General features: G+C 78.1%; 8 protein-coding genes. 2 read left to right on the forward strand and 6 right to left on the reverse strand.

All coding sequences use genetic code 11. The annotated features are described in order from the left end of the window. Positions 1-499 precede the first annotated feature (499 nt). The 4 genes from O4U47_RS30705 to O4U47_RS30720 form a co-directional block, all read right to left on the reverse strand. On the reverse strand, positions 500-5,272 hold the full coding sequence (locus O4U47_RS30705) for an SbcC/MukB-like Walker B domain-containing protein (protein WP_270681502.1): 4,773 nt from the start codon (positions 5,270-5,272) through the stop codon (positions 500-502). Further along, complete coding sequence (locus tag O4U47_RS30710; RefSeq protein ID WP_270681503.1) at positions 5,273-6,484, reverse strand: DUF2398 family protein; 1,212 nt, start codon at positions 6,482-6,484, stop codon at positions 5,273-5,275. After that, entirely contained in the window at positions 6,481-7,146 is a 666-nt protein-coding gene (locus tag O4U47_RS30715) for a DUF2397 family protein (RefSeq protein WP_270681504.1), read from the reverse strand. The genes O4U47_RS30710 and O4U47_RS30715 overlap by 4 nt, the downstream gene beginning before the upstream one ends. A 203-nt stretch (positions 7,147-7,349) precedes the next feature. Next, positions 7,350-7,850, reverse strand: a complete 501-nt coding sequence (locus O4U47_RS30720; protein WP_270681505.1) for a hypothetical protein — start codon at positions 7,848-7,850, stop codon at positions 7,350-7,352. Positions 7,851-8,043: 193 nt separating this feature from the next. On the opposite strand from O4U47_RS30720, the gene O4U47_RS30725 reads away from it, so the two are divergent. After that, positions 8,044-8,493, forward strand: a complete 450-nt coding sequence (locus tag O4U47_RS30725) for a Zn-ribbon domain-containing OB-fold protein (protein WP_270681506.1) — start codon at positions 8,044-8,046, stop codon at positions 8,491-8,493. Beyond that, entirely contained in the window at positions 8,490-9,689 is a 1,200-nt protein-coding gene (locus O4U47_RS30730; protein ID WP_270681507.1) for a lipid-transfer protein, read from the forward strand. The genes O4U47_RS30725 and O4U47_RS30730 overlap by 4 nt, the downstream gene beginning before the upstream one ends. A 159-nt stretch (positions 9,690-9,848) precedes the next feature. Here the strand turns inward: O4U47_RS30730 and O4U47_RS30735 are convergent, their stop codons facing one another. After that, positions 9,849-10,100, reverse strand: coding sequence for a hypothetical protein (locus tag O4U47_RS30735; RefSeq protein ID WP_270681508.1), 252 nt, complete (start codon positions 10,098-10,100; stop codon positions 9,849-9,851). A gap of 9 nt (positions 10,101-10,109) precedes the next feature. Beyond that, a complete protein-coding gene (locus tag O4U47_RS30740) occupies positions 10,110-10,343 on the reverse strand; it encodes a hypothetical protein (RefSeq protein WP_270681509.1) in 234 nt (77 codons plus the stop codon). Positions 10,344-10,474: the final 131 nt, after the last annotated feature.

The following is a 10,474-nucleotide window of genomic DNA, read 5'->3' on the forward strand; positions in this document are numbered from 1 at the left end:
TGACCTTCGTCGTCGCCGCCACCTCCCTTGCACCCCGGCGGCCCGCCGCCCGGCCAGGGTCCGTCAGCGGGGCACCGGCCAACCCGCCCCCCCCGCACCGCGAGGAACCCGCCACCCGGCAAGCAAGCCCAGGGAACCACCCAGCTCACGCCGTCGCCGCCAACCACAGCGACCACGCACCCACCCGGTAGCCGACAACGCACCAGGCAGACCCGCCAACCTCGCCCCGTCGCCGCCCTCTCGCGGGACCATCCGCACGTCCTATGCCCGACCTCAGACCGCGTCCTCCGCCGTCCTTCGCCAGGCTCCGGCCGCCGACCGCCGCCGACTACCTCCCGGCCACCGCCGACTCCCTCCCGGCCGCCGACGTCTAACTCCCGGCCGCCGCCGACTACCTCGCGGCCGCCGCTGGATACCGTCTCGGCCTCCGAGTCGCTGACTTCGCCGCTTCGCCGTTCGGGGGCGCCGCGTCTCATCGGGCTTCGGCCGACGTGCGTTCTCACACGCCGACCATGCGTCTCCTCGTGCCGTCCCAGCTGAAGTGCAGGGTCGCGATTCCCGGCTCCGCGGGGTCGCGCAGGCACTCGTAGATGTGCAGGCTCGGCACGCTCTCGAAACAGCCCCACACCCGTTCCGATGTGAGCACGAAGTCCAGGTCCAGCTCCACCAGCAGTCCCAGCAGGCGCCCGTGCGTCGGCTCGTCGACCTTGGCGAACGCGTCGTCGAGCAGGATCAGCCGGGGCGCGTTCGGCGCGCTCTTGGCCAGGGAGTCGAACTGGGCCGCGGCCGCCGCGAACAGCACCAGGTAGGCCACCACACGCTGTTCCCCCTGGCTGAGGCCGGTCCGGTGGCTGAGCCTGCGCTCGGTGTCCGGGCGGGCGGCGTCGGTCACCCGCACCTCGAACGAGAACCAGGACCGGTAGTCCAGCGCCTGCCGCAGCTGCGCTCCCCCCGTCGCCGTGGGGTCCAGGCGGCGGATGGACTCGATGCAGCGGCGCAGCGCGTCCCGCAGGCGGGTGGTCTCCACCCGGCTGCGCAGGTGGGCGGGCCGGGCCAGCAGCGGCACCACCGCGCGCACGTCCTCGTCGGCGTCGGGGGCCATGTCCCAGCCGATGCGCACCCCGATCCCCTGGGAGGTGGTGACGCCCTCCAGCACCCCGTTCATCGCCGCCACCAGCTCGCGGGCCTCGTCGATCCTGCGGGCCAGGTGCTCGGCCAGCTCCCCGAGCAGGTGGCGCTCGTAGGCCTCCTCCTCGCGCAGCAGCGCCGCCTCCTCGGCCTCGGCGCACAGCTCCTCCAGCCGGGCCGCGTACCCGCTGACCCCGCGGGCGCCGGAGTCGTCGTGCACGGTGACCCGCTTGACCCCGTGCACCTCGGCGATCTCGGTGCGGGCCGCGGCGTGGCGCCCCAGCGCCTCGTGCAGCTCCTCCCGGCGGCGCAGCAGCCCGCTGTCGTCGACCTCTCCGGAGCCGCCGCCCTCCAGGCCCTTCTCCAGCGCCCCGACCAGCCCCTCCAGGGCCGCGAGCCGCTCGGCCTCACCGGTCGGCGCCCCACCGACGGGCTCCCCGTCGTCCGCCTCCCGGTCGACCGCTTCCCCGCCGTCCGCGTCCCCGCCGTCCGGCTCCCCGGTGGGCGCCCCGGCACCCGCGGCGGCCAGGGCGGGTGCGACGTCCTCCAGCCCGGCGGCGGTGAGCAGGTCGGTGTCGGGCTCCCCGTCGGCGCCGCACAGGGCGGCGCGCAGCCGGTCCCCGGCCGACAGTGCCCGGTCGGCCTGCTCGGCGCGCTCGGCCACCGCGGCGGCCAGCCGGGTCTCGGCGGCGATGCGCTCGTCCCGCGCGCGCTGCGCGGCGCGCTCCAGGTCGGGGACGCGGGCGGCGGCCTCGTCCATCCGACCGCGTACCTCGTCGACCGCGGACCCCAGCTGCCCGGGGTCGGCGCCACGGGCCCGGTCGGTCAGCTCGATGTCGCGGCGCACGGTGATCATGTCGCCGATGGCGGCGGTGCGGGCGTCCTCGGCCACCACCCGGTCGGCGCGCGCCTGGCGCCAGTCCTCCACGGCGGCGCGGTGCTCCTCCAGCAGCGCGGCCAGGTCGCGCAGGACGCGCAGGGCGGCGCCGGTGCGCACCCGCAGCCCCTCCACCGCGGTTCCGGTGGCGGCGGCCTCCTCGGCTCCCTCAGGCAGGCCGGAGGCGGCCGCCTCCTCCTGCACGGCGGTGCGCAGCCCCAGCGCGGTCCCGCGGGCCGCGTCGGCGGCCTCTTGGGCGCGGTCGTGCTCGTCGACGGCGGTGTCCAGCCAGGCCCGCGCCTCGTCCAGGGCGGCGCGGGCGCGCGCGGGCCCCTCCCCGCCGGGGAGGGCGCGCGCGGCGGCGACCAGGCGCTCCTGGGCGCGCTCGGCCTCGGCGCGGCGCTCGCCCGCTTCGGCGAGGAGCGCCTCGGCGATGTCGATGCGCCGGTCGACATTGGCCAGGCGGCGGTCGCGGGCGGCGGCGCGCGCCCCGGCACCGATGCGCTCGGGAGCCACCGGGATCTGCCCGGCGGCGCCGGAGGCCACCCCCAGGCGCCAGCGGCCGTCGACGGCCACGGCGCAGGCGGACGGGGGCCGCTCACCGTCGCGGCGGCGCCGGTGCCGGGGGGCGGTGTCGGCGGCGGACCCCGCTTCGACGGGAAGCAGGGCGACCGAGGACAGCAGCGCCTCGACCCGGTCGCGCGGCACACCGTGCTCGTCCGCGGCGCCGTCGGCGACCCGCAGCACGTCGAGGAGGCTGGCGCCGTCGGCGGGGCGGCCGGGGGCGAGCACGGCCCCGTCCAGGGCGCCGTCCCCGGAGCCCTGCGCGGTGCCGTCGGGGGCCAGCCGGGCGTCGAGCAGCCCGGAGGCGGCGAGGGCGGCCTCCAGGCCGACCCTCTCGGCGTCGCTGAGCCCGTCGGCGAAGTCGACCAGCAGGTACAGGGGCGTGCCGTCGGGGCCGTCGCCCGCGGCTCCGCGCTTGCGCTCGGAGAGCTCGTCCAGTTCGGTGACGAGCTCGCGCTCCTCGCCCAGGGAGGTGTCGCGGCGCACGCGCAGCTCCTTGAGCAGGTCGTCGACGAGGGCGTGGGCGGCCTGCCCGACCCGGTCGCACAGGCCGGCGTCGACCGCCTCTCCCCCGCCGGGCGGCAGGTGGACCAGCTCCTCCAGGGCGGTGGCGGCCTCGGCGGCCTCGGGGAACCCCTCGGCCACCCCGCGGGCCCAGTCCCGGACGCGTCCGGCGTAGTCGGCCCCGGCCGCGCGCAGGGCGCGGACGGCGGCCTCCTCGCGGGCGCGGGCCCGCTCCAGGGCGGCGTCGGCGGCCTCGGCCTCGCCCTCGAGGGCGTCGGCGCGGCGCTCGGCGGCGTCGAGGCGCCCGGCGGCGGCGGTGAGGGAGGCGACGGCGGCGGCCCGCTCGGCGGCCTCGGCCTCGGCCCTGGAGAGGCGGTCGTGCAGGTCGGCGAGGCCGGTGCGGAGGGCCTCCAGGTCGATGCCGGGCACCGGGTCGCGCTCGACGGCCCGCTCCAGGCCCTCGAAGTCGACGTGGGTGGTGGACTCACGGGGGGTGAGCACGGTGCGCACCGGCCGGGGCACCCGTCCGAGCAGGGCGGGGTCCATCCCGGCGGCGCGGGCGCCGTCGGCGGCCTCGGCGTGCAGCTCCTCCAGCCCGTCCAAGGTGCGCTCGACGGCGGCGGTGCCGGTGCCGAGGGCGGCGATGGCGCGCTCCTCGCGGGTGAGGGCGTACCCGGCCGCGGTCCAGGCGGACTCGGCGGCCCGGATGTAGGCGGCGACGGCGGCGTCGCGGGCCTGCAGCTCGCCCTCGGCGGGCGCGGGCTCGGCCCGCCCGGCCGCGGTGAGGGTGGCGGCGTCGGAGGCGGCGGTGTCGCGGGTGCGGCGGCTGCGGTCGCGCTCCTCCTGGGCCGCGGCCTCCTCGGTGACCAGCCGGTCCAGCTCCTCTTCGAGGCGGGCGGCCTCGGCGTCGCGGCGGCCGAACCCGTCCAGCAGGCCGCGCACCCGGGAGGTGCGGCGGCCCAGGACACCGTGCAGGTAGCCGCGGTAGTCGCCGAGGAAGGCGCGGACGTTCTCGGCGGCGGCGGTCAGCGCGGTGCGGCGGGAGCGGGCCTCCTCCAGGTCGGCGACGTTGCGGGCGACCTGGTCGAGGACGGCCTCGTCCATCGGCGGGAGGGCCTCGGCGAGTACCGAGACCAGTTCCCCGGCCTCCAGGCGTTCGCCGATGGTGGGGCGGCGCAGCCGGTAGAGCAGGTGGACCAGGTTGCGGTAGCGGACCGGGTCGTCCAGGCCGAACAGGTCGCGCATGACGCGGCCGCGGTAGGCCGGGGCGGAGTCGTAGCAGGAGTCCGCGCCGAGTTCGGCGCGGAGCCGCTCGACCGGGACGGGGCGGCCGCCGCGGACGAGTTCGAGGTCGTCGCCGACGGAGCGGCCGGTGACGAAGAAGAGGGTGCGGGGCTCCTCGCCGGGGACGGCGGTGACGGCGGCGCCGAGGGTGAGGCGGCCGGGGGTCCGGGTGTCGGCGCCGCCGTCGGGGGCCTTACGGGAGCCGGGGGCGGCCGTGTCCGCCTCCCGGGTGAACTCGATCCACAGGTAGCCGACACGGGCGGCGGGGGGCGCGGTGTCCTCAGAGGATGTGGTGTCCTCGGTGGTGTCCCCGGACGGGGCGGTGTCCGCGGCGGCCGCGGGCGGCGCGGGGTCCCCGACCGGGGCGGCGTCCGGGGCGGCGTCCGCGCCCGTGTCCGCGCCCTCGTCCTCGGTGCCGTCCGCCCCGGTGTCCGCCGCAGGCTCCGGACCCTCAGGCCCCTCCGGCCCGCCCGCGCCCTCACCGGCGCCGGCGCCGGCGCTGGAACCGGCGGCGGCGGTGCCCCCGGACTCCTCGGTCTCCGAGGTCTCCTCGGTGTCCTCGTCGTCCAGGACGGCGGCCGACCGCCCGTCCTGCATCAGCCAGCGCAGGCTGGTGCGCCCCGTGCCGGTGGTGTCGAGCCGCCGGGCGTCGCCGTCCAGCAGGAACGGCAGCAGCACCTCCAGCGCCTTGGACTTGCCCGCACCGTTGCGGCCGCGCAGCAGCAGCCGCCCGTCGGCGAAGGAGAAGACCTGGTCGTCGTAGTGCCACACGTTGTGGATCCCGGCCCGGTGGAGCCGGTGGCGGGGGCGCGGGGCGGGGCCGACGACCGGCAGCGGTGCGGTCACCTGGTCGTCGGCGGACACCTCCCGCCCGGCGGGGCCGGCCGGGTCCGGGGCCGTGCCGGTGTCGCTCATCTACCGCCCTCCGCTTCCGTCGGTACCGCTGGATCCGCCCGTGCCCGCCGCGGCCGGAACCGGGCGATCCGGCCCATTGTCCCGGATTCGGGGCCTCGGCGATCCGTACCGGGCGGCCGCCGCCAACAGTTGCCAGCGGCCCCCGCCGCCGGGGTGCGGCGCCCGCAGCAGCCCGGCCCCGCACAACCGCCGGAGCACGCGTTCTCGCAGGTCGCCGCGGCCCGGGTCGGCGGGCAGGGCCGCCTGGAGCTCCTCGGCCAGCACCCCGTCGGGCACCTCGGCGCCGCGGGCCGGGGTGGCCGGGGGCCGGACCCGTGCGACCAGGCCGCGCACCAGCAGCAGGGCGGCGCGCCCCTCGGGGCCCGTGCCGGGCAGTTGGGCGTGTCCGGCCTCCTCCTCGCCGTCGGGCATGACCAGCGCCACCCCTTCGGCGCGCACCTCGGCCTCGCACCCCAGCAGCGCGCCGAGCTCGGCGGCGGCGCGCCACTGGTGGCGGGCGAGGCGGCCGCGCTGGCGCTCGGGCAGGTCCTCCCGGTAGACGACGGCCTGCTCGGCGAGGAGGCGGCGCAGCGCCACCTCGCCCTCGGCGTCGGTGTCCGGGTCGGGGTCGTGGGCCGAGCGCAGGAACGCGTCGGGGCCGGAGGCCGAGTGCGGCGGGTGGGCGAGCGCCCGGTGGGCCGCCTCGGCGTCGACGTCCAGCCCGGCACCGGGGTCGGTCCCGGCGGCGTAGCCGTCGAGGGAGCCGTCCCCGCGCTCGGCGAGCACCCCCCAGGCGGCCAGGTGGCGCAGGGCGGCGGCGAAGGCGCGGCGCTCGGCGGCACGCGCCCGGGGGTCGTGGGCCAGGCCCGCCTCCTCGGCGGCCGCGCGCACCCGGCCGGCCAGTTCTCCGGTGTCGGTGGGGGTGCCGCACTCGGGCAGGGCGGCCAGGGTGAGCGCCAGGTAGGCGTAGGCGCGGGGAGTGAGCGGGGCCCCGCTGGCGCGGCGCGGCGGCGGGGCGTCCCCGGGCGGACCGGCCTTGGCCAGGCGGGCGTGGTCGGCCTCCACGACCAGCTCGTACCCCAGCACCCGGCGGAAGCGCTGCACCAGCCAGTCGGAGTGCGCGCGGACGAGCGCGAGGTCGCGGGGGTGGGTGCGCCAGGACAGGACCGGGGTGTGCAGCAGCCGCCGGGCGGCGGCCTGCCGCTCCCCGGTGAGCGCGATGTCGTCGATCATTCCGGGGGCTCCTGCCGCGGGCCGTCGTCGTCGGATGGGACGCGGGTCACCCGGTAGTCGGTGACCTGGAGCCACAGCCCTTCGAGGAGGAGTTCGCCGTCGGGCGAGGCGAGGGTCAGCGCGGCGTCCGGGGCGGGGCCGGCGTGCAGCCGGATCTCCAGTTCGAGGTCCCCGGCGCCGACGGGGGCGCGCTCGGGGTGCCCCGACCCCAGGGCCGCGGTGAGCAGCTCCATGAGCACCCCCATGGCGGCGGGGGTGAGGTCGATGCGGTCGTCGCCGCCGGTGCGCTCGGCGAGGGCGCGGTGGACCTGGGCCGCGGCGGCGCGGCGCCAGTGGGCGCGCGATTCGGCGTCGTCGCGCAGGGCGGCGCGCTGGGCGGAGTGGTCGGCGGCGGGTTCGGTGGGCAGTGGGCCCACGGGGCGCGGCGGCGCGGCGTGGGCGGGCGGGGAGTTCCACCAGCTCCCGGTGGCGGGGGCGCTCTCGTCCCCGGACCCGCCGAGGTGCCGGGCGGGCCATGCCGCGAAGGCGGCGGCGTAGAGCGCGTCGGCGCGCGCGGCGTCGGCGGAGTCGAACCACCGGGCGAGCCGCAGGAGGGCGGCGCGCCCGTGCCGACCGGTCGCCCGCCCGCTCCCGGCCGCCTCGTCCACTGCTGAGTCACCCATCACTTCAGCAGACTAAAGACCCCTGGCGACCGCCGTGCCCCGATCGCCCGTCCCGGCGCCGGTCAGGCGGCCGAAATCACGCCGGTGAGCTGGGTGTTGTGCGCCTCGGGATTTATGCCGGACCCGGGTACGGGGCGCCGCGCACCGTGGCCGCGGGCGTCACCGCGGGCGCCCCCCGGACGTCACCGCGGGCGCCGCGGCCGTCAGCCCTCCGGGCGCATCAGCATCCCGCCGTCCGCCTCCTCCATGGCCTTGCGCTGCTCATCCGGGAGCTCGTCGGATTCGCCCACCTGGTACCTGGTGAAGTACAGCTCGCCGTCGACCGTCTCGGGGGCGGTGAGCTCGACCGGGACCCGGTAGGGGTCGTCCTGGCATTCCGGCAGGCACCAGGTTCCGGAGAGGTCGCCCTCGCCCTGCGCCCCCTCGGCGCCCCACGCGGTCCACTCCAGGTCGTTGAAGGCGGTGAACTCCGAGGCGGTCAGGTCCTCGGGCTCCTGGTCGGCGTAGCCGGATTCGTCACCGTGGGTGTTGAAGACGTAGACCTCCGCGGCCGGGGCGGAGGCCGTTCCGCCGCCGCCCCCGGGCGAGGGGGCCGCCTCCCCGCTCGGGCCGGATCCGGGCGACGGGGCGGCTCCGCCGCCCGCGGTACAGCCCGCCGCGGCGGCGACGGCCGCGGCGGCGGCGATGGTGCGCGCCGGCTTCATGGGGTCCTCCCTTGGACGCCGAACATCGTCACTCACCGTAATCCTACGTGCGGTTTCGGGGGATGTGCCGGAACGGCCCGGTGTCCCCGGGGATCCGGTCGGGGCAGAACCCCTCTCGGGTCCGGTCCGCGCCCGCCCGGCCGCACCGCCGCCGCCCCTGTACCAAGCAAGCGTTAGGTGGTATATCTGACGCATGGAGACCGCCCCCTGGACCGCCCGCGGCGCCGACGGCCCCCACCTGGTCGGCAGCCGGTGCACCGGCTGCGGCGCCGTGTCCTTCCCGCCCGACCGGACGCACTGCCGCGACCCGCTCTGCCCCGGCGGGGACCTGGTGGAGGCCGCGCTCCCGCGCCGCGGCCGCATCTGGTCCTTCACCGACTGCCGCTACCCCCCGCCGCCGCCCTACGTCCCGCCCACCGACCCCTTCGAGCCGTTCGTGCTCATCGCCGTGGAGGTGGACGGTCCCGGCCCGATCGTCCTCGGCCAGGCCCCGCCCGGCACCGCCCTGTCCTCGCTGCGCGTCGGCGGCCGCGCCGAGCTCGTCGAAGGCACCGCCGCGGCCCCCGACGGGCGGCACCGCACCGTGTGGAACTGGCGCCCCCTCCCGGACGCGGACGCAGACCCCGGCGGAGGCCGCCGATGAGCGGCGTATGCGTCATCGGCGCCGGAATGCACCCCTGGGGCAAATGGGGCCGCCCCTTCACCGACTACGGCACCGCCGCCGCGCGGGCGGCGCTCGCCGACGCGGGGGCCGAGGCCTCCGAGGTCGACTTCGTCTCCGGAGCCGCGACGGTCCGCGGCGGCTACCCCGGCTTCGTCGCCGGGGCCGCCTACGCCCGCGCCCTCGGCTGGCGGGGCCAACAGGTCGCCAGCTCCTACGCGGCCTGCGCGTCGGGGGCCCAGGCGATCGCGGCCGCCCGCGCGCGCCTGCTCGCCGGGCTGAGCGACATGGCCCTGGTGGTCGGGGCCGAGTCCGCCCCCAAGGGGTTCTTCGCCCCGCTGGGCGGGGACCGCCCCGACGACCCCGACTGGCTGCGCTTCCGCCTGCTCGGTGCCGCCAATCCGCTCTACTTCGCGCTCGCCGCCCGCCGCCGGATGGAGGTGCACGGGGCCCGCCCCGAGGACTTCGCCGCGGTCAAGGCCAAGAACGCGGCGCACGGCGCGGCCAACCCCATGGCGCGCTACCGGAAGCGGACGACCGCCGGGGAGGTCCTGGCCTCCCCCGCCGTGGCCGACCCGCTGCACCTGCTGGACGTCTGCGCGACCAGCGACGGCGGTGCCGCGCTGGTGCTGGTGCGCGAGGAGGACGCGCGGCGCCGGGGCGCCGACCCGGTGCGCCTGGCCGGGCTTTCGGCGGCCGTGCCGGACTACCCGGTGGCCGAGCCGGAGATGCCGTACCTGGCGGGCGACCCGCCCAGGGCCGGGACCGGGGACGCGGAGGGGCGGGCGCCGCGCTTCCGGGAGGCCAACGCGCGCGCCGCCTACGAGGAGGCCGGCGCCGGTCCCGAGGACCTGGACCTGGCCGAGGTGTACGACCTGTCCACCGCGATGGAGCTGGACTGGTACGAGGAGATCGGGCTGTGTCCCCGCGGCGGGGCCGAAGGGCTCCTCCGCGACGGGGCGACCCGGGTGGGCGGGCGCGTCCCGGTCAACCCCAGCGGGGGCCTGGCGAGCTTCGGCGAGGCGGTCCCCGCCCAGGGCATCGCCCAGGTGTGCGAGATCACGGCGCAGCTCCGCGGCCGCGCCGAGCCGGGGCGCAGGGTGGAGGGCGCCCGGGTCGGGATCGCGGTCACCCAGGGCCTCTTCGGCCACGGGTCGGCGGCCGTGCTGACCCGGTGATCCGTGCCGGCCCGGTGGTCCGCGCCCTGGGCGCGGCCCCCGCACACGCCTGTGGGCCCCCGCCCCTCGGTGCGTTCGAGGGGCGGAGGCCCACGGATCACGGCCGGTCACCCGGGCGGGGCGGCTCCGGCGGTCGCCGCCGCGCGCCCGGGGCCCACGTCAGTGGCGGTAGCCGTCGCCCTCATCGACGACGGTGCCGACCGGCCCGTTGGTGCAGTCCTCGGTGGTCTGCGGCGACAGGATCGGCACCGCGGCACCGAGCACGCCGACGTTGGCGTTGCAGACCTGCACGGGAACGACCTGCACGTTCTGGTTGAACGTCTGGTCGGTCGCCTGGGCCGGGGCCGCCATCAGAACGGCTCCGGCGGCGGCGCCGACGAGCGCGCCGGCGACAGTGGCCTTGCGGAGCATCTCGTCCCCCTACTTGACCAGGGTGGAGATGGCACCGTTGGTGCAGGCGCCCGTGCTCTGCGGCGACAGCACCGGAACGGCGAAGCCGATCGCCGCACCCACGTTGGCGTTGCAGACCTGCGCGGGGATGCCCTGCAGGTTGGAGTTGAACTCCTGGTCGGTGGCCTGGGCGGGGGCCGCCATCAGAACGGCTCCGGCGGCGGCGCCGACGAGCGCGCCGGCGACGGTGATCTTGCGCAGCATTGGTGTGCGTCCTCTCTGGAACTACTTGACGAGCGTGGAGACGGGGCCGTTGGTGCAGTCCCCGGTGGTCTGCGGGGACAGGATCGGCACCGCGGCACCGAGCACGCCGACGTTGGCGTTGCAGACCTGCA

This window comes from Nocardiopsis suaedae (assembly GCF_027706745.1).
Classification (GTDB): domain Bacteria; phylum Actinomycetota; class Actinomycetes; order Streptosporangiales; family Streptosporangiaceae; genus Nocardiopsis_A; species Nocardiopsis_A suaedae.

What these genes read in the sequence shown, in the direction of transcription:
- O4U47_RS30705 (WP_270681502.1), bottom strand. Translation starts at nt 5,272, where the DNA reads ATGAGCGACACCGGCACGGCCCCGGACCCGGCCGGCCCCGCCGGGCGG.
- O4U47_RS30710 (WP_270681503.1), bottom strand. Translation starts at nt 6,484, where the DNA reads ATGATCGACGACATCGCGCTCACCGGGGAGCGGCAGGCCGCCGCCCGG.
- O4U47_RS30715 (WP_270681504.1), bottom strand. Translation starts at nt 7,146, where the DNA reads ATGGGTGACTCAGCAGTGGACGAGGCGGCCGGGAGCGGGCGGGCGACC.
- O4U47_RS30720 (WP_270681505.1), bottom strand. Translation starts at nt 7,850, where the DNA reads ATGAAGCCGGCGCGCACCATCGCCGCCGCCGCGGCCGTCGCCGCCGCG.
- O4U47_RS30725 (WP_270681506.1), top strand. Translation starts at nt 8,044, where the DNA reads ATGGAGACCGCCCCCTGGACCGCCCGCGGCGCCGACGGCCCCCACCTG.
- O4U47_RS30730 (WP_270681507.1), top strand. Translation starts at nt 8,490, where the DNA reads ATGAGCGGCGTATGCGTCATCGGCGCCGGAATGCACCCCTGGGGCAAA.
- O4U47_RS30735 (WP_270681508.1), bottom strand. Translation starts at nt 10,100, where the DNA reads ATGCTCCGCAAGGCCACTGTCGCCGGCGCGCTCGTCGGCGCCGCCGCC.
- O4U47_RS30740 (WP_270681509.1), bottom strand. Translation starts at nt 10,343, where the DNA reads ATGCTGCGCAAGATCACCGTCGCCGGCGCGCTCGTCGGCGCCGCCGCC.